Annotated in this window: 15 protein-coding genes and 1 pseudogene; 9 read left to right on the top strand and 7 right to left on the bottom strand. The window is 57.3% G+C overall.

What is annotated here, in order from left to right; translation table 11 throughout:
• Positions 1-187: 187 nt before the first annotated feature.
• Genes menC through menB form a run of 4 tightly spaced genes read right to left on the bottom strand, consistent with a single transcriptional unit; the run spans position 188 to position 3,522 of the window.
• Positions 188-1,273: an o-succinylbenzoate synthase gene (menC, locus tag SCD_RS01720; RefSeq protein WP_009206858.1), complete on the bottom strand. Its 1,086-nt coding sequence runs from the start codon at positions 1,271-1,273 to the stop codon at positions 188-190.
• Positions 1,273-1,782: a TlpA family protein disulfide reductase gene (locus tag SCD_RS01715; protein ID WP_009206859.1), complete on the bottom strand. Its 510-nt coding sequence runs from the start codon at positions 1,780-1,782 to the stop codon at positions 1,273-1,275. The genes menC and SCD_RS01715 overlap by 1 nt, the downstream gene beginning before the upstream one ends.
• On the bottom strand, positions 1,779-2,762 hold the full coding sequence (locus SCD_RS01710) for a 1,4-dihydroxy-2-naphthoate polyprenyltransferase (RefSeq protein ID WP_009206860.1): 984 nt from the start codon (positions 2,760-2,762) through the stop codon (positions 1,779-1,781). The genes SCD_RS01715 and SCD_RS01710 overlap by 4 nt, the downstream gene beginning before the upstream one ends.
• Positions 2,707-3,522 carry a 1,4-dihydroxy-2-naphthoyl-CoA synthase gene (gene menB, locus SCD_RS01705; protein WP_009206861.1) on the bottom strand — a complete coding sequence of 272 codons (816 nt, stop codon included), beginning with the start codon at positions 3,520-3,522 and terminating at the stop codon, positions 2,707-2,709. The genes SCD_RS01710 and menB overlap by 56 nt, the downstream gene beginning before the upstream one ends.
• Positions 3,523-3,775: 253 nt before the next feature.
• Here menB and SCD_RS15525 point away from each other — a divergent pair, with 253 nt between their 5' ends.
• The 4 genes and pseudogenes from SCD_RS15525 to cysG all read left to right on the top strand — a co-directional run bounded on the left by SCD_RS15525 (position 3,776) and on the right by cysG (position 8,990).
• Entirely contained in the window at positions 3,776-5,380 is a 1,605-nt protein-coding gene (locus tag SCD_RS15525) for a methyl-accepting chemotaxis protein (RefSeq protein ID WP_161626919.1), read from the top strand.
• Between the two features lie 261 nt (positions 5,381-5,641).
• A complete protein-coding gene (locus tag SCD_RS01695) occupies positions 5,642-6,856 on the top strand; it encodes a GAF domain-containing sensor histidine kinase (RefSeq protein ID WP_009206863.1) in 1,215 nt (404 codons plus the stop codon).
• Positions 6,853-7,527 carry a response regulator gene (locus SCD_RS01690; RefSeq protein WP_009206864.1) on the top strand — a complete coding sequence of 225 codons (675 nt, stop codon included), beginning with the start codon at positions 6,853-6,855 and terminating at the stop codon, positions 7,525-7,527. Before SCD_RS01695 ends, SCD_RS01690 begins: the two co-directional genes overlap by 4 nt.
• Before the next feature lie 31 nt (positions 7,528-7,558).
• A pseudogene (gene cysG / locus SCD_RS01685) lies at positions 7,559-8,990 on the top strand (siroheme synthase CysG).
• 41 nt (positions 8,991-9,031) lie between these two features.
• On the opposite strand, the gene SCD_RS01680 reads toward cysG, so the two are convergent.
• Positions 9,032-9,463, bottom strand: coding sequence for an FKBP-type peptidyl-prolyl cis-trans isomerase (locus tag SCD_RS01680; RefSeq protein WP_009206866.1), 432 nt, complete (start codon positions 9,461-9,463; stop codon positions 9,032-9,034).
• 155 nt (positions 9,464-9,618) lie between these two features.
• On the opposite strand from SCD_RS01680, the gene ovoA reads away from it, so the two are divergent.
• Both ovoA and SCD_RS01670 read left to right on the top strand, forming a co-directional pair.
• Positions 9,619-11,718, top strand: coding sequence for a 5-histidylcysteine sulfoxide synthase (gene ovoA / locus SCD_RS01675; RefSeq protein ID WP_041673600.1), 2,100 nt, complete (start codon positions 9,619-9,621; stop codon positions 11,716-11,718).
• Positions 11,715-12,884, top strand: coding sequence for a MalY/PatB family protein (locus tag SCD_RS01670; RefSeq protein ID WP_009206868.1), 1,170 nt, complete (start codon positions 11,715-11,717; stop codon positions 12,882-12,884). Before ovoA ends, SCD_RS01670 begins: the two co-directional genes overlap by 4 nt.
• A gap of 302 nt (positions 12,885-13,186) precedes the next feature.
• Here the strand turns inward: SCD_RS01670 and SCD_RS01665 are convergent, their stop codons facing one another.
• On the bottom strand, positions 13,187-13,837 hold the full coding sequence (locus SCD_RS01665; RefSeq protein ID WP_009206869.1) for a response regulator: 651 nt from the start codon (positions 13,835-13,837) through the stop codon (positions 13,187-13,189).
• Entirely contained in the window at positions 13,830-15,245 is a 1,416-nt protein-coding gene (locus SCD_RS01660; RefSeq protein ID WP_009206870.1) for a sensor histidine kinase, read from the bottom strand. Before SCD_RS01660 ends, SCD_RS01665 begins: the two co-directional genes overlap by 8 nt.
• A gap of 318 nt (positions 15,246-15,563) precedes the next feature.
• Here SCD_RS01660 and SCD_RS01655 point away from each other — a divergent pair, with 318 nt between their 5' ends.
• The 3 genes from SCD_RS01655 (at position 15,564) to SCD_RS01645 (ending at position 18,368) form a co-directional block, all read left to right on the top strand.
• Positions 15,564-17,045 (top strand): hypothetical protein, encoded by a 1,482-nt coding sequence (locus tag SCD_RS01655; RefSeq protein ID WP_051338760.1) that lies wholly within the window; start codon positions 15,564-15,566, stop codon positions 17,043-17,045.
• 77 nt (positions 17,046-17,122) lie between these two features.
• Complete coding sequence (locus SCD_RS01650) at positions 17,123-17,764, top strand: c-type cytochrome (protein ID WP_009206872.1); 642 nt, start codon at positions 17,123-17,125, stop codon at positions 17,762-17,764.
• Positions 17,765-17,792: 28 nt separating this feature from the next.
• Complete coding sequence (locus SCD_RS01645; RefSeq protein ID WP_009206873.1) at positions 17,793-18,368, top strand: YceI family protein; 576 nt, start codon at positions 17,793-17,795, stop codon at positions 18,366-18,368.
• Positions 18,369-18,422: the final 54 nt, after the last annotated feature.

The raw sequence follows: 18,422 nt of genomic DNA, 5'->3' as shown, positions 1-18,422 counted from the left end.
AAGGTGTGCGATTTGACACACATATTGTTATGTATAGCACATCTTAAATCTTTGACCTAGATCAAGTTAACCATGGTTTATCTACCCCTACTCCCATGTTTTCAGCACTATTTAAGCGCTCCGACATTCAGGATATCAATATCCGTGAGGTGTGTAATATAACACCACCATCAACTCATGATCTAGATCAACCAATAAATATTTTCACAGAATGTTCGAATTCTTTGCTGGGAACGCATCCCAGCCCTGGGCTATCTCCAAGCCGCAACACCCCGCTTGTTGGCCGCGGCGGATTTACCACATCACTCTCCAGCCAGGCTGAAGTGGCCAATCCATGTGCCAGATTGTTCGCCACGGCAGCCGCCAAGTGCAGGGCTGCAGACACCCCTACCGCACTGTCCACCGTGGTCGTTACCACGCATTCCACACCCGCCTCACGCGCCCGCTGCGCCAGCGCCAGCGCAGACACCAGCCCACCCAGCACCATTGGCTTCAATACCACACGCCATACCGGAGGCTGATTAAACGCCGCATCCACACCCATGATCCGCAAGGATTCATCCGCTGCCAGCGGGAAAGGAACTTTAGCCTGTAAACGCAGCCACCCCGCCATATCCGGGTTGACCAAGGGATCCTCGACCGATTCCACCGGCAGACCGGTCAATGCACTGAGAAAAACTTCCGCCTGCCCCTCATTCCACGCACAGTTCGCATCCAGCCGCAAGGAAACGCCCGCCGGCAGGCAACTCACCAGATTATGCAGCAAAGGGATTTCTTCATGCCCTGCCGCCAGCCCTACCTTCAGCTTGAGCACTGAATAGCCTTCGGCCACCGCGGCCAATGCGCGCTCAACTATCTGGCTATCCAGACCACCGATCACGGCATTAACTTTGACGGCGGCGGATGAATGTGAATTAAGCCAGCGCGCCAGAGGAAGCCCGGCTTGCTGCGCCAACAAGTCGAGCAACGCCGTTTCCAGACCGCAGCAGGCCGCAGGAGCTCCGGCGGCGCCAGCGGTTATCCTGCCGAGCGCCACCTCCAGCGGCAGCCCGGGTAGAGTCGTAGCCCAATCTGACAGGCAAGCTACGGCACTGTCCATGCTCTCTGTGCCAGCCTGTGGAAGCGGGGCGCAATCACCGTAGCCGGTCAGTCCCGCGTCGGTCTCCAGCCTGACCAACCAGCCTTCGCGCACGACGAATCCACCACGCGCACTGACCCACAACTGGCGCAAAGGCAAACGATAAGGGGCGAAAGTGCAGTGGGTAAGGCGCACTACAGGAGAGGATCGAGCGTCTTCTGCAGGAGGGCTGGTGTCATGATTCCGCGCTTGGCAGCAACGATGTTGCCCTGGCGATCGAGCACGATAGTAAAGGGCAGTCCTGCGATCTTGTTGCCAAGGGCACGCAACAGGGCAATACCTTTCTCTTTGCCGGCCATTAATACGGGATAGTTGATGCCATAGGCCTTGCCAAAATCACGCACCGAATCGGCATTATCCTCAACCGCTGCGCCCATGAAAACAATGCCGCGTGGACCATACTTTTCCTGGGCCTCGATCAAGTGCGGTATCTCCGTGCGGCAAGGCCCGCACCAGGTCGCCCAGAAATTCAATACCACCAGCTTGCCCTTCAGTTCCACCAGCGGCACCGGCTTACCGTCGAAATCGGCCAGAGTGGCGGCAAACACCGGGGCGGCGGAAGGCATGAGCTCCATTTCGGCGGCAGCAGATGTCCCGGCCATCAGGTAAAAAATCAGAGTAAGCAAATAAGCCAGTCTAGTCATAACAGCAATCCGATACTTAGCAGAAACCCAAAAATCAGTTGTAGTTGCGCAGTCTGCGCCAGGATGCGGTTGAACACTGGCCCTGGCCGCTCATGCCGGAATCGCTGCTGCAATGAAAATGCGAGGGGCAGCGACAACAGTGGCAGCACGCCTCCCCAACCGGAATGACTCAAATAAACCAACAGCGGGAGCAACAAGTAGGGCGTAAACAGCAGCAGCGCATATTCTGCCTGACTGGCACCGCGTCCGATTCGCACTGCCAGGGTGTTTTTGCCGATCTTCCGGTCACTGTCTAGATCGCGGTAATTGTTGACAGCAATGACGGCAGCGGCAAACAGGCCAACCATACAGGCGGCGACGAAAGCCGCCCAGTCCAGCCGCAGAGTTTGCAGGTAATAGCTGCCCATCACCGCCCCGAGCCCAAAAAACAGCCAGACATATAGCTCACCCAAAGCACTGTAGGCAATCGGGCGAGGCCCGCCGGTATAAGCCCAGCCGGCGGCAACGGAACAAAGCCCGAGCAGCAGGATCGGCCAGCCGCCATGCCAGACCAGGTAAATCCCCAGCAGCACAGCCAGGCCGAAGCAGGCGAAAGCAGCGCGGCGTACGACTACAGGGGCGAGCCATCCGGAGGCGGTAGCGCGGGCCGGGCCAACGCGTTCAGCGTTATCCGCGCCACGCTCAAAGTCACTGACATCATTATGCAGGTTAGTGCCGATCTGAATCAGCATCGCCGCCAGCAGCGCCACCAGTAGGGGCAGCCAGGCAATTACGCCGGCCTCGGCATAGGCGATGCAGCTGCCGACCATCACCGGCGTCAGCGAAACACTCAAGGTCTTGGGGCGGATCGCCAGCCACCAGGCGTGAAGTGCCGAGTGCTGAGTGCTGGTTACTGAGTTGCTCATCTCATAGCGCTTGATGATGCTACGGCCGGCGCGGGAACTTGCCGAAATCGGGGGCCCGCTTTTCCAACCAGGCATTGCGGCCTTCCTGTCCTTCCGGCGTCATATAATAGAGCGCTGTGGCATTGCCGGCCAATTCCTGAATACCTGCCAGACCATCGGTATCGGCATTGAACGAGGCCTTTAGCACGCGCAGCGCAGTGGGCGAGAGTTGCAGCATTTCCTTGCACCACTTCACCGTTTCGTTCTCCAACTCGGCCAGTGGCACCACGGCATTGATCAAACCCATCGCCAACGCCTCCTCGGCATCGTACTGGCGACACAAAAACCAGATCTCCTTGGCTTTTTTAATGCCGACCGTACGCGCCAGTAAGCCTGCGCCGAAGCCAGCATCGAAACTGCCGACGCGTGGGCCGGTCTGCCCGAAGCGGGCATTGTCGGCCGCGATGGTCAGATCGCAGATCAAATGCAGCACATGGCCGCCGCCGATGGCGTAGCCCGCCACCATCGCCACCACCGGCTTGGGCAGGCCGCGAATCTGGCGCTGCAAATCCAGCACATTCAGATAAGGCACGCCCTGCTCGTCATGATAGCCGCCATCGTCGCCGCGCACTTTCTGGTCACCGCCGGAGCAAAACGCCTGGTCGCCCGCGCCGGTAAGGATGATGGCACCGACAGATGAATCCATATGCGCCTGATGAAATGCATCCATCAACTCCCGGACAGTTTGGGGACGAAAGGCGTTGCGCACCTCCGGACGATTGATGGCAATCCTGGCAATGCCTTCAGCCTGGTGAAAAAGAATGTCATCAAATGCACCCGCAGATTTCCAGTTCATATCGACTCAGCTTATTTGGCCCGAAACGGCCAACAAGTATATGCAAGCGATTGTGAATTAACAAACCCTCTCCACCACACTTCCAGCTTAATCGGCAAAATACTCATTTTGTATAAACAGAGGGTACAATTCAGATAGTTCAACAACACCCAGCAACCTAACGGGACCAAAACCCCGAACCCGCATCATCGGAGATCAATAAATGTTTAGCAAAATAAATGTAGCTCCTCGCCTTTTTCTGCTGGTTAGCATAATGACCGTTTTCATGATCACCATCGGAGTGATCGGCCTGCGCGCGACCTCGGATGTGGTTGCCAGCTTGGAGACAGTTTATAAAGACCGCACTATTCCTCTCGCCGACCTCTCCAAGGTAGGGAGCTTATTCAATTCCAACATCGATCAGATCCTGCGCGCTCTTCAGCACAACCCCAACCAGGAGATTGCCAAACTGCACGACCACCCGGTTTCCGATCATATCAAACGCATCGAATCCAACATTGCCGAAATAAATAAAATCTGGGGGAAATACATGGCGACTTCTCTCACCCCGGAAGAAAAACAACTAGCGGAAAGCTTCGCACAAAAACGTAAGGCATTCCTCGAAGAAACTGTGCTGCCCACAGTGCAGGCCCTTAAAAACAATAATTACTCCCTCGAAACCACCAGCCGCTTCCTGGTAGGCTCACGCACCAATTTAAAAGAAATGAGCGAGGTCCAGCAGGCACTGTTCGACCTGCAAACACGAGTCGCCGGGGAAGAGTTCCACCTGGCTGAAACCCGTTATGGCACGGCACGCGCCATTTCGATCGGTGCCATCATCGGTGGAGTCTTACTCGGGCTACTCCTGGCATGGTGGATCATCCGTTCGATCGCCGGCCCGCTCAATCAGATGCGCGCTACCATTTCCGAAGTCGAGAAAAACAGCGACTTCACCCAGCGCATCCCGGTCAACTCCGAGGATGAGGTCGGGCAAACGGCTAAGTCTTTCAACCAACTCATGACCACATTGCAGCAGATTTTCGGCCAGGTGCTCGACAGCGTCGCCAAGGTCTCGGATGCGGCACAAACCCTTTCCGCCGCATCGGGTCAGGTTGCCACCAGTTCTTCATCCCAGAGCGAAGCGACCGCCTCGATGGCGGCCAACGTCGAACAAATGACTGTCAGCATCAACCATGTATCCGACAGCGCTCATGAAGCCGTGGAGATTTCCCGCAAATCGGGCAAGCTCTCCGCCGAGGGTGGGGAAGTCATCCACAAGGCCGCCGCGGAAATGTCCCAAATCGCCGAAACCGTGCGCCACACCGCCCAAGCCATCGAAGAACTGGGGCAGCATTCCAACCAGATTTCCTCCATCGTTCAGGTCATCAAGGACGTCGCCGACCAGACCAATCTGCTCGCCCTCAACGCGGCAATCGAGGCCGCCCGCGCCGGCGAACAGGGCCGGGGCTTTGCGGTAGTGGCCGACGAGGTACGCAAACTGGCGGAACGCACTACCAAGGCCACGGAAGAAATCACCCAGATGATCGGCACGATTCAGAGCAGTGCTAAAGGCGCGGTCGCCACCATGAGTTCCGCCGTCGATCAGGTCAGTAGCGGAGTAACGCTGGCAAACCAGGCCGGCTCAGCCATCGTCCAGATCAAGGACGGCGCAGAGCAGGTAGTCGGAGTCGTCAATGACATTTCATCGGCCCTGGCCGAACAAAGCAGCGCCAGCAACGATATTGCTGCCCAAGTGGAAAAAGTGGCGCAAATGACCGAAGAGAACAGCGCCGCCGCAGCCGAAACCGCCAGTGCAGCAGATAATCTGCAAGAACTGGCAAACACCATGCGGGCCGCGGTGAACCGCTTCAAGATCTAGCGAATTAAAACAAACTACCCTGATTCCAACCGACTCCCACCGGAAGAAGGTTGGAATCAGGGCAGGCGGCAGGATATTGAGCTTTGACCTGGCCGCTAACCAAGCGACGCGAAATCTGTTCCCGAATTCATTCTCCGAGTCTGCAGTCATTGCACCAAACGCCCGTGCTCTCTACAATTAACTAGCATTTGTTTTTGTCCAAATGCTGGCTACAATAGACCCCCGGTTGCAAGACAGCCAGTGCGTTATTCAGGAAATCCAATGAATCAGGAAGTTGGCGTTCAAGCCGCCCCCTCCAGTGCAATTAAAACCTCAGCCCACGGAACCTACAAGATCCCGGCGTTGCGAGTTTTATCCGAAATCACCAGCAGCCTGTCCAGCGACAATAATTTGGATTCTTTGCTGGAGCGCTTTCTCGGCACCATGGTCAAGCTCGCTGGCGCGGACGCCGGTGCAGTGCGGGTATTGACTGCAGATGGCCTTTATCTGCGTCTGGTAGGTGCGCTCGGGCTGCCTCCCGAAGTGCTCGAACAGGAGCGCTATATACCGGTCGATTGCGGCGTCTGCGGCGAAGCCGCGCGCGCGCATACCGCACACAACAGCACCGATCTGAAAGCTTGCGAAGAGCGCACCGCCCACGGCTACTTCGGCAAGCAGTGCCTGCGCGTAGTAGCGGTACCATTGCGCTATCAGGGCAAGATGCTGGGGGTATACAACCTGTTCATGGCCACCGACAGCCCAGTACCGGAAGACGTATCGCTGCTATTTCAATCGATCAGCGAACACCTCGGCATGGCGCTGGAAAACGCCAGGTTGACGCGGGAAAATCTGCGCATCAGTCTGACCAACGAACGTCAGATGTTAGCCAACGAACTGCATGACTCGCTCGCCCAAACTATGGCCTACATGAAAATGCGCCTGCCGCTGTTGCGCGACGCCGTGGCGAACCGCGACGAGGCGCGCTCCAACAAATACGTCAACGATCTCGGTCAGGCGCTGGATTCCGCCTATGCTGAATTGCGCGAGCTACTCACCCAGTTTCGCAACCGCATGGACCCGCGTGGCTTGCTGCCGGCACTGTACGATATCGTTGGCAATTTTTACGACAAGACCGGCATCACCATCGATTTCATCAACCACGCACCCGACATCAACCTCAGCCCCGACCAAGAGGTCCAGGTCTACCATATCGTGCGGGAAGCGCTGAACAACGTATCCAAGCACTCCCGCGCCAACCACGTGAGCCTGGCGGTCGAGATCAGGCAAAGCCGTTACGTCATCAGCGTCGAGGATAACGGCATCGGCATCACCGGCAAAGTTAACACGGACAGCGGCATGCACCTCGGTCTCAACATCATGCGCGAACGGGCCAAACACCTGAATGCCGAAGTGACCGTCACTCCGGGAGACAAGGCAGGCACCCGGGTAACCCTGAGTTTCCCAGTCTCCGCCGGACACCGGGAGGATAGCCTGTGAGTGAACCGATTCGCGTCATGCTGGTCGACGACCATACCCTGTTCCGCATGGGTCTGGCCGAACTCCTGGAGCAGCGCGGCAGCATCAAGGTGGTGGGCGTCACCGGCAATCCGGACGAGGTGCGCCGCCTCTTGACCGAGCAGCAGCCCGACGTACTGGTGATGGATCTGCACATGCCGCCGCTCGACGGCCTGACCCTGTTCCGCCAGCTGCGCCAGGAGGGTTTTACTACTCCCACCCTGATGCTCACAGTCAGCAACGCCGAGGAGGATCTCTCCAATGTATTGCGTGCCGGTGCCCGCGGCTATCTGCTCAAGGACATGGAACCGGACGACGTAGTGGATGCGATCCTGCGCGCCTCACGCGGCGAAACCGTAGTGGCCCCCGCGATGACCATGAAGCTGGTCAAGCTGCTGCAAAACGACCAGCCAGCCAGCTCTTCGGCTTCGATGCTCGATTCGCTGACCCAGCGCGAGCGCGAAATCCTCACCCATCTGGCGCTGGGTGAAAGCAACAAGGTGATTGCCCGCGCACTCGACATCAGCCACGATACCGTCAAGTTGCACGTACGCCACATTCTTGCCAAACTCAACCTGACTTCGCGCGTTGAGGCAGCAGTCTTCGCTGTGGAACACAAACTCAGCACCCAAAACGGCCAGCTCACCAGCTAACCGCCTTACCTAATCACTAACGGATCACGATATGGATTTCTTTCCGATATTTTTCGACATCAAAAACAAGCCTTGCCTGGTCGTCGGCGGTGGCGAAGTAGCAACGCGCAAAGGGGGGATGCTGATGCAGTCCGGCGGACTCGTCACCATCGTCTCACCCGAACTGACCGACACCCTGAAAGAGCTGGCCGATACGGGGAAAATTACCCATATCGCAGAAAAATTCCGCCCCGAACACCTCGATGCAGCCATTCTGGTGATCGCCGCCACCAATGACCGCGCTGCCAACGAACAGGTTTCCGTGGCCGCGAAAAAGCTGCGTATTCCGGTCAACGTGGTGGACAACCCAGACTTATGTTCCTTCATCATGCCCTCGGTGATCGACCGCTCACCGCTGGTCATCGCGATTTCCAGCGGCGGCACTTCACCGGTGCTGGCACGCGTCATGCGCGCCAAACTGGAAACCTTCATCCCGGCCGCCTACGGACGCCTGGCGCAGTTTGCGGCGAGCTTCCGCGATCAGGTAAAAGAACGCATCCAGCCAGCCAAGCGCCGCATTTTCTGGGAAAAAATATTGCAGGGTCCGGTGGCCGACATGGTGCTTGCGGGCAAGGATAAATCTGCCCGAGCCCTGCTGGAAAAAGCCCTGACCAGCGACGTGAACGATACCACCCCCCCAAGTGGCGAGGTCTACCTGGTCGGCGGCGGCCCTGGCAACCCTGACCTCCTCACCTTCCGCGCCCTGCAACTGATGCAGCAAGCCGACGTAGTGGTCTACGACAACCTGGTTTCCCCCGCAGTACTGGAACTGGTGCGACGCGATGCCGAACGCATCTATGTCGGCAAAAAACGCGCCGACCATGCCATGCGTCAGGAAAATATCAACGAGCTGCTGGTCAAGCTGGCCCAGGAAGGCAAACGCGTAGTGCGACTGAAAGGCGGCGACCCATTCGTGTTTGGTCGTGGCGGTGAGGAAATCGAGACCCTGGCGGCTCACGGCATCCCGTTCCAGGTCGTCCCCGGCATCACCGCCGCCACCGGCGTTTCATCCTATGCCGGCATTCCGCTGACCCACCGCGATTATGCGCAATCCTGCGTGTTCGTCACCGGGCACCTGAAAGATGGCAGCGTCAACATCGACCTCACCGGCATCGCCAAGACTAACCAGACTATCGTCATCTACATGGGGTTGATGGGGCTGCCGACGCTATGCGAGGAACTGGTTGCCCACGGCCTGCCGATCACCACGCCAGCCGCCATCGTGCAGCAAGGCACCACTTACCAGCAAAAGGTGGTCACCGGCACATTGGCAACCTTGCCCGAACTTGCCGCCAATGCGCACATGAAACCCCCCCACCCTGATCATCGTCGGTGAAGTGGTGAAACTGCAGGACAAGCTTGCCTGGTTCAAGCCGCAACCGATAGAGGGCGGTTCCGACTTCGTACAAACCAGCGACGATTAGGGATTGCGTGGGCCAAGCCAGCGCTTGGCCCGCATACCGCTTTACCGACGTGTTATGCCGAGCAACTCGATTTCGAACAGCAGCGTTGAGTTGGGCGGGATCAAACCGCCAACACCCCGCTCACCGTAGGCGATAGCCGGCGGGCAAACCAGCTTCGCCTTGCCACCGACCTTCATGCGCTGCACGCCCTCAGTCCAGCACTTGATTACTCGGTTCAGCGGAAACTCCGCCGGCTGGCCGCGTTTGTAGGAGCTGTCGAACTCCTTGCCGTCTGGCAGTGTTCCCTTGTAGTGCACCTTCACAGAATCGCTTGCGGCGGGGCTGGCGCCGTCCCCATCATGCAGGGACAAGAAAACGAGCCCGCTATCGGTGACGACCGCCCCCGCTTCCTTGGCGGTGTTCGCTGCTACATCGGGCTGGGCCCAGGCAGGTATGGAGGCAATGACGAGCAAAATGGCAAACACAGCTTTCACGGTAATACTCCAAGAATCAGGGTTGCCGAATGATCCACGATTTCCCTGAGTCGCGCAAATTTTCAGGCTCTCTGAATGGCGACTTAGCCACCGAGGCAAAGCGTCGATTTCCATTCCTGCTAGAATTCGAACATACGCATAACCACCAGGACAGCATGAAGCACACATTTACTCGATCACCTTTACTGACTGGCAACGATGTCGAGCTCAAGCGCCGGGAGATACGGGACTATTTTAATGCCACGTACGACCGCTACGAACAGCTATTCGAAGTGCTCGCCTGCGACGAGGCCTATTACAGGAAGCCGATCCCGCTGCGTCACCCTCTGATTTTTTACCTCGGCCATACCGCGACCTTTTTTATCAACAAGCTGATCCTTGCCGGACTTCTCATGGACAGGATCAACCCGAAATTCGAATCTTTGTTCGCCGTGGGCGTCGACGAAATGAGCTGGGACGATCTCAGCGAGGCCCACTACACTTGGCCCGGAATCGACGAAGTCAGGGCATACCGGAAATCCGTGAGAGCAGCAGTCGACCAGATCATCCAGAACACCCCCCTTGCGTTGCCGATAGACTGGCACCATCCTTGGTGGACGATTCTGATGGGCATCGAACACGAGCGGATTCATCTGGAAACTTCCTCCGTACTGATTCGCCAGCATGCGCTGAAGTACGTCGCGCCACACCCGGCATGGCCGCCCTGCCGCAACAGCGGAAACGCGCCGCAAAACCGCCTGGTGGATGTACCGGCGGGCGGGGTGCAGTTGGGCAAGAACAAGAACGACCCGCTCTACGGATGGGACAATGAATACGGCCATCATGCGACGGAAATCCCTGCGTTCCAGGCCGGTCGCCATCTGGTAAGCAACCGGGAGTTTCTCGGGTTCGTCGAGGCCTATGCTTACGCTGACGAGCGATTCTGGGAGGAAGAAGGCCGTGCCTGGAAAAACTATACGCAGGCCGTCCATCCGACCTTCTGGATCAGGAACGGGAGCGAATGGCGGCTGCGGCTGCTGGCCGAAGAAGTCCCCATGCCGTGGGACTGGCCAGTCGAGGTAAATCATCACGAGGCCAAGGCCTTCTGCAACTGGAAAAAAGACCAGAGCGGCGAGCCGTACAGGTTGCCCACGGAGGATGAATGGCATCGCCTTTACGATTTTTCCGGGCTATCGTCTGGTCAGAAAGTTGAGGCCAATCTCCATCTGGATCACTACGCGTCTCCCTGCCCCGTCACCGAGTTTCGTCATGGTGAACTCTACGACGTGATCGGCAATGCCTGGCAATGGACGGAAACCCCGATCTATCCGTTCGACGGTTTCGAAGTGCATCCCATCTATGACGATTTCACCACGCCCACCTTCGATGGTCGTCACAACCTGATCAAGGGCGGCTCCTGGATTTCCTGTGGGAATGAAGCCCTGCCCGGCTCACGCTATGCCTTCCGCCGCCATTTTTTCCAGCATGCCGGATTCCGCTACGTGGTGGCCGCATCTCCTGCCCTGTCGCAGTCGTCCACTTACGAAACCGACAAACTGCTTTCCGAATATGCCGAATTCCACTACGGTGATGAGTATTTTGGTGTGCCCAATTTTCCCCAAGCACTGGCACGGCTCGCCATCCGGGCAATTGGTGACAAACCGGCACTCAAGGCACTGGACCTGGGCTGCGCGACCGGGCGCGCCAGTTTCGAACTGGCTCGTCATTTTGATCAAGTCACGGGCATCGATTTTTCGGCCCGCTTCATCGGACTGGGTGTCCAACTCGCCGAGCAGGGCGTGCTGCGTTATACCCTGACCGACGAGGGCGAACTCGTCTCTTACAAGGAACGCACGCTTGCCGACCTCGGCCTGGATGAGACCCGGAAGAAAATGGCGTTTTTCCAAGGTGATGCCTGCAACCTTAAGCCCCTGTTCGCGGGCTACGACCTGATTCTTGCCGCCAACCTGATCGACCGCCTGTACAGCCCGGCGAAATTCCTGGCTACGGTGCACGAACGCCTGAATCCGGGCGGTATCCTGTTGATCTCCTCCCCTTACACCTGGCTGGAAGAGCACACCAAACGAGAAGAATGGATAGGCGGCTACAAAAAGGATGGCGAGAATTTCAATACGTTTGACGGGCTGAAGAGCTTGCTCGGCAATCACTTCCGCCTGATCGACGGGCCACTGGAAGTGCCCTTCGTGATCCGCGAAACTCGGCGAAAATTCCAGCATACACTGTCGGAAGTGACGATTTGGGAACGCCTGGCGTGAGTGTCGATTTCGACCGCGAGATTCCGCGCGACGGCACGGCATCGGTCAAGCACGATGGCCGCGAAACTTACTTCGGCACCGGGGATGTGATTCCGCTGTGGGTCGCCGATATGGATTTCGCCGCACCGGAAGCGGTTACCCGTGCGCTCGCCGCGCGCGCAGCTCACCCGGTTTATGGCTACACCGTCTATCCGGACAGTTTGTTCGATGCCCTCATCGCCTGGATGAAAAAACGTCATGGCTGGGAAATTCAGCGCGAATGGATACTCATGTCGCCGGGCGTAGTGCCCTCCCTGCACGCGGCCGCCCTGGCCTTTGCCCAGCCCGGCGAGGGTGTGATCATCCAGCCACCGGTCTACTTTCCCTTTGCCTCGTCGGTGACCAATACCGGGCGACACCTGGTCGTCAATCCGCTCCGCCTCGAAAATGGACGTTACGAGATCGACTTCGCTCATCTCGAGCAGTGCGCCGCACAGGGCGCGCGGCTGCTGCTATTTTGCTCGCCGCACAACCCGGTCAGCCGCGTCTGGAGCCGGGATGAACTTGATGAAATCCTGCGTATCGCCCGTCGCCATGACCTGATCGTCCTGTCCGACGAGATCCATGCCGACCTGGTTTACCCCGATTTTCACCATACTCCGTTGGCAGCACTTGCGGATAACGGGGACAAGATCATCACGGCCGTGGCGCCGAGCAAAACCTTCAACATTCCCGGGCTTGGACTTTCAGCGCTGATCGTGCCGAATCCTGAGCACCGTGCAGCCCTCGGCAAAGCGTTCGATATGCTGCATGTCAGCGCGGCCAACCCCTTCAGCATCGTCGCTTTCGAGGCGGCCTACCGCGAAGGCGAGGCATGGCTGGACCAGCTGCTTGCCTACCTCCAGGAAACCCGGGATTTCGTCAGCGCGTATCTGCTTCGCCACCTGCCATCCATCCATCTGATCCGGCCCGAAGGCACCTATCTGTTATGGCTGGATTGCCGGGCGCTGGGAATGCCGGATCGGCGACTCCAGGAATTTTTCGTGCATGAGGCCAGGGTAGGCATGAGTCCCGGAGCGGTCTTCGGCGAAGGCGGCAGCGGATTCATGCGGCTCAACATCGCTGCACCGCGTCACATCATCATCGAGGCGCTGGATCACGTCAGGCTCGCACTCAACGCGAGGTGAATCCGGAAAGGGCGTCGCCGCAACGGCGATTCACTGCAGGGCCACCGATCCCAACGAATCTTCGCCAGCAGTCTGCGCCGGCTAAGCAAGCAGTAAACGCCGACCGCAAGTGGCCGGATGACTAGCGGGCACACCCAGAGGCATGTGAGGCCCTAGTGCCGGGCTGCACAAGCCTATACGTTGAGGTCCCTTAAACAATTTGCTGTAAGCTAAAAAAGGGGCCGACGTTACTCCATACCTTGTGACAGTCCATTGGTTTTCAACAAACCTTTCTTCCGCATTCCAGGGAACATAGCAGATATCTACGGACCACATCCAGACACGCCGTGCCGCATGGCGATTAACGCAGCCTCGGTGCGTGAGCGCACATGCAGTTTCTGCAAGATACTCGTCATGTAATGCTTGACCGTCTTTTCGGCAAGGCACATGGCCTCGCCGATTTCCCGATTGGTGAGCCCCTGGCTAAGGAGCTTGAGGATTTTGGTTTCGCGCTCTGTCAGTTCGGAATGCGAAGCAAGGGGGAGCGGGCGAGAGAACTCGGTTAGCATATCTGCCGCTAGGGCGGGAGTGACGTAAGCCTCACCATTAGCCACGCGGCGCGTGATGGCGCGCAACTCGCTTGCAGACACACCTTTTAATACGTAGCCATGCGCCCCGGCTTTGAGTGCTGCCATTAGATTTTCCCGGTTTTCGGACACGGTGAGCATCATGATGCGCACTCCCAGTAAACTGGTGGCGATCTTTCCGGCAGCCACGATACCCCCCATTCCGGTCATCGTGACATCCAGCAGCACCATGTTGGGATGCAAGCGATTCGCCAGTTCCACCGCCTCCTCACCGCTGCCTGCCTGGGCGATTACCTCGAAATCCGGTTCCGCGCCAAGCGAGTGGGCGACTCCCTCGCGAAACAGGGGATGGTCGTCGGCGAGCAGAATACGGATTGGGCTAGGCATGGATCATCTCATCGGTTGATAGAGGGAGCCGGGCGCTGATACAGGTGCCGCGTCCGGGAGCGGAATTGATTTCAAAGATACCCCCGAGCAGCCGGACGCGCTCGCGCATGAATGTCAGCCCAAGCCGCCCCGCTGTGGCGGCCACCTGAGGATCGAAACCGGCACCCTGGTCTGTGATCGTAACCAGCACCTGTCCCACAGCCTGTTGCACGTGCACCTGAGGTGCCCCTCCGGGCGCGTGCCGCCAGCAGTTGGTAAGCGACTCCTGGAGTAGGCGGTATACCGTGATCTTGACTGCAAGTGGCGCCTTATCAAGGGCTTCATCGATCTCAGTCTTGACCGTTTGCCCGGACACGTGCTCGAAATTGCGCACAGCGTGTCGAGCGGTGTCGGCGAGCGAGAGATCGGCTATGCCAGGCATCGCCAGTCCGGAAGAAATTCTTCGCACATCCCGAAGCGAGGATTGCAGGGCACCGTGGATGCTGTGAAGGTCTTGCTTAACGCCACCCGGTGACAATGCACAGCTACGGCACGCGGCAGCAAATTCGTCGAAGCGCATCAGGGCGAAGGCAATAGCTTGCGCCGGTCCGTCGTGCAGGTCAGCGGCGATCCGGAAAAGGAACTCCTCGTTGAGCGTGGTCGTGCTGACGCCTGCCTCGCGCAACCGTTCGCGCATGTGATCGTTCTCGTCGAGAGAGGAGTGCAGTTGTTGTATCTGGTGACGCAGGTCGCGCTGCTGGTCGCGGATGGTATCGTTGGCACGACGCACCAGGCTGTACAGGAGCAGGTAGATCGCGAGAGTGATGCCCGTGACAAGCAGCCAGCTGCGATGCTGGGCGGTGCGGATATCGCGCCCCAGGCTCTCCATCGAGTGATAGAACTCGGCGACCGCAATAATCTCACCCTGGGCGCCAGAACGGATCGGCACATAGATCTCGAGCAGTTGTGGCCAGCGCACATGCTCGGGCAAGTTGTCGGCTTCATCGAGATCGCTGATCCGGGCCTGCACTGTACCTGCGAAGGCTGTGGCAAGTTGCGTCCCGACCGGGAAGCGAAGTCCAATTTGCGCATCGTCGCTGCTGTAGACGATGCGCCCGTCTGAGTCCCAGAGTTTGAAGCGAAGCACCTCGCGGTTTAATGGTCCTTTTACGAAAATCCGGTCGAGCACGGCATGTGTCTCGTTGTCCACTATTCCCCCGCCTGGCCAGTCATGCAGTTGCGCCGCAAAGATGCTCTCCAGGTAAATCGCCGAAATTGCCGCAGCGCGGTCCACCTCGCTGTTTTCGATCTGTCGCCCCAGCCAGGTTCCGATGACTGCCATGCCGATCAAGAGGACCGCGATGATCGTCAGCATGAACTGGCGCGAAAAACTCAGGCGGCTGAAGGGTTTCTTTATGGCTAACGACATCGGAAACCCTCTGTACGTAATCGAGAATGCTTGAATGAATCATTTTAACACGCGACTAACGTCACCGCGATGATTCCAAGGGTCTGAAAAAATGGGACTTTAGTCTGACTCAATCAAGGCTGATAGTCCGTTGCTGGACCGGCTATGATTCAGGATACTTATATCCTAAGGAATGAAGCGGTGGCTTTGAAATGGTAAACCCACAAAGTGATACCAAACTATTTGCTGTTGTCGTACATATTGATTCTAACGATGACGAACCGGTTTGAGTTGGAAATAGTTGTTTTTTTGAAAGGGCGAATAATGCGTAGATTCACAATGGCGATACAACGCAGCATCTTGCGCAAGGCGGCTCTTGTCTTTGGCCTGCTGGGAATAACGGCGGCATCGATGTTTCCGGTGGATTCGCAGGCGCTCCCGCTTTTCGCGCGGCAAACCGGGCAGAACTGCGTGGCTTGCCATGCTGGCGGGCAATTTCCTGAACTGACGCCCTACGGTCGGTCGTTCAAGATGACCGGCTACACCATCGGCGACCGCGTCTCAGTACCGTTGTCGGTAATGGGACTCGCCACTTACACGAAGGTTCGTGACACTTCAAAAAGCGACAATCCGGCAGGGGATTTCTCTAAAAACGGAACGGCCCTTGCCTCGGGCGGGAGCCTCTTTCTTGGCGGCAAGATTACCAACAACATTGGCGCGTTCGTACAGTGGACCTACGACAACTTCGCCACTGGCGCCGATGGTAGTTATGTAGGGCACGCATCAATGGACAACGTCGACATCCGCTATGCCGACCGGTTCGTCGACGCGAATCGGGATCTGATCATCGGCGTCAGCCTGAACAACAATCCGTCGATTTCGGATCCATGGAATACTGCCGCGGCCTGGATGCAGTATGTTCCAGTGCCTAGCCCAACCAGCAGCCAGTTCATCGATGGAGCAGCCCCATACCCCGGCTTCGGTTCGGGCGGCAATCTCGCCGGGGTTAGCCTGTATATGTACTTGAACAAGTTGGTCTATGCGGAACTGGGCACTTACCAGACAGGCAACGGGATATTCTCTCCCATGAGTGCGGGTATGGCCAATGTGGACAGGACAAAACTGCAGGGCGTCAACAACCCCTATTGGCGGCTGGCACTAACGCACGAGTGGGGTGCGCATAACATCATGGTTGGCACCTCCGGCATGGTCGCGCACCTCTACGATGACAATACGAATACGTCCGATCCAAACAGCGTTCACCGTATTTTGAACACTGGACTCGATGCCCAATACCAGTACATCCTCGATCCACATACGGTCACGGCGCAGGTCGCCTATATGCGGCAGAGAACAAACTATTCGGCAAATACTGTTGCTGCCAATGTCGGAGCTGGGTCACCTTCAGGATTTTTTGCCGCCGACGGAAGTACGCTCTTGGCAGATCCCAACGATTCCGACACGACCAACACGTTCCGGGGCAAATTAACTTATGTTTATCAGGCGAAATATGGCGGCAGTTTGGCCTACTTCAATCTAACCGGCACCACTAACACCGCGCTCCAGACCTCGGGTTACGACGCCACGTCGACGATTGTTGTCGACCCCGCTGTCTCTCGTGTGAACGCCAACCTCTCAGGCAACCCCGCCACTCGCGGCTTGACCTATGAAGCGTTCTGGATGCCCGTGCAATATGCTCGCGTCGGCGTGCAATACACCGCCTACAGCAAATTCAACGGAGCCACCGACAATTACGATGGTTTGGGCAGAAACGCAAGTGACAACAATTCGCTCTTTTTCTATGTCTGGGGTGCGTATTGAAATCCCTGATGAAGTTCAAACCCGAAATGGTTGCGCCGCATACCCAACATAGAAATCGGAATCTTCGGAGATTCGAAATGAAAAATATCTTATTAATGCTGGCTGTCGGACTGGCTGCGACTAGTTCCGGTTGTTCCAACCTCGAGCGCTCACGCGACCTCGCCAACCCGAATGTCCCTCCGGCGGTGACCGCCGTCCAGGTTTGTTCGAATTGCCACGGTGTCGATGGCAATTCCGTGTCGCCGAATTTCCCTCGACTCGCCGGGCAGCAGCCAGTCTACATCATCGAACAGATGCAGAACTTCAGAAGCCAACACCGCTCCGACCCGGCCGGCTTTGAATATATGTGGGGCTTAAGCCACCATCTCACCGACGATCAAATCAAGGGACTCGCCGACTACTTCGCCAAGCAGGTTGCGCAGCCCAACGCTCCCGCCGACGTGCAGCAAATGGCTGCCGGCAAGGAGATATTCGAGAAAGGGTTGCCGGCCAAAGAGGCTCCACCCTGCATGACTTGCCATGGACCTAAAGGGGAAGGACTCGCGAGTTTCCCCCGATTGGCGAATCAGCACCGGGACTACCTGGTGAAGCAACTGCAAGTTTTTCAGAGAACGGATGAAAGGCCGAATACGCCGATGACGCAAGTCGCACACCTGCTTTCCCACGAGGAAATGGAGTCCGTGGCCAGCTATTTGCAGGCGTTCCCCAACGACAAATAACAGAATTCTGTCTTTACCGGAGGTTTTCATGAAAAGATACTTAGCCGCTTTCGCAGTAACGACCGCTCTGGTCGCGCCAGCTTGCGCTGCCGATAGCTACACTACCGATTCAGAATTTACCGCCCCGGTTTTTGAGATCACACACCTGGGTTTCACAACGCAACATGGCCGTTTCAACAAGACGAGCGGCAAAATCATGATCGACTTCGCGGCCAAGACGGGTAGCGTGGACTTCACGGTCTACACCGAGTCACTCGATATGGGCTGGGGGGCTTGGGCGAAACATTTGACCAGCGAGGGTTTGTTCAATGTGAAGAAATTTCCGACCATGACCTTCAAATCAGACAAACTGATTTTCGATGGCAACAAAGTTGTCGCGGCGGAAGGCCAATTCACCATGATCGGCGTGACCAAACCCCTCAAGGTTACGGTGAACGGTTTCCAGTGTGGCAGCAACCCAGTGAGCAAGAAACCGATGTGTGCCGGCGATATCACGGCTACCCTCAAGCGCTCTGACTTCGGGTTGACAAAATACATACCGGCGGTTAGCGACGAAGTCAAAATCAGCGTCCCGGTCGAAGCCTACAAGAACGGAGCACTTTAAGAACCAACGATAGTTGGAATTCAGGTAGCAAGTGGAAGCGATGGCAAAGGCTAC

Origin of the sequence: Sulfuricella denitrificans skB26 (assembly GCF_000297055.2) — a bacterium.
Lineage (GTDB): Bacteria > Pseudomonadota > Gammaproteobacteria > Burkholderiales > Sulfuricellaceae > Sulfuricella > Sulfuricella denitrificans.
This window is presented reverse-complemented; position numbering and strand designations above follow the sequence as displayed.

What these genes read in the sequence shown, in the direction of transcription:
- SCD_RS01655 (WP_051338760.1), top strand. Translation starts at nt 15,564, where the DNA reads ATGGCGATACAACGCAGCATCTTGCGCAAGGCGGCTCTTGTCTTTGGC.
- SCD_RS01715 (WP_009206859.1), bottom strand. Translation starts at nt 1,782, where the DNA reads ATGACTAGACTGGCTTATTTGCTTACTCTGATTTTTTACCTGATGGCC.
- SCD_RS01710 (WP_009206860.1), bottom strand. Translation starts at nt 2,762, where the DNA reads ATGCCTGGTTGGAAAAGCGGGCCCCCGATTTCGGCAAGTTCCCGCGCC.
- SCD_RS01660 (WP_009206870.1), bottom strand. Translation starts at nt 15,245, where the DNA reads ATGTCGTTAGCCATAAAGAAACCCTTCAGCCGCCTGAGTTTTTCGCGC.
- SCD_RS01665 (WP_009206869.1), bottom strand. Translation starts at nt 13,837, where the DNA reads ATGCCTAGCCCAATCCGTATTCTGCTCGCCGACGACCATCCCCTGTTT.
- SCD_RS01650 (WP_009206872.1), top strand. Translation starts at nt 17,123, where the DNA reads ATGAAAAATATCTTATTAATGCTGGCTGTCGGACTGGCTGCGACTAGT.
- menB (WP_009206861.1), bottom strand. Translation starts at nt 3,522, where the DNA reads ATGAACTGGAAATCTGCGGGTGCATTTGATGACATTCTTTTTCACCAG.
- ovoA (WP_041673600.1), top strand. Translation starts at nt 9,619, where the DNA reads ATGAAGCACACATTTACTCGATCACCTTTACTGACTGGCAACGATGTC.
- SCD_RS01695 (WP_009206863.1), top strand. Translation starts at nt 5,642, where the DNA reads ATGAATCAGGAAGTTGGCGTTCAAGCCGCCCCCTCCAGTGCAATTAAA.
- SCD_RS01645 (WP_009206873.1), top strand. Translation starts at nt 17,793, where the DNA reads ATGAAAAGATACTTAGCCGCTTTCGCAGTAACGACCGCTCTGGTCGCG.
- SCD_RS15525 (WP_161626919.1), top strand. Translation starts at nt 3,776, where the DNA reads ATGACCGTTTTCATGATCACCATCGGAGTGATCGGCCTGCGCGCGACC.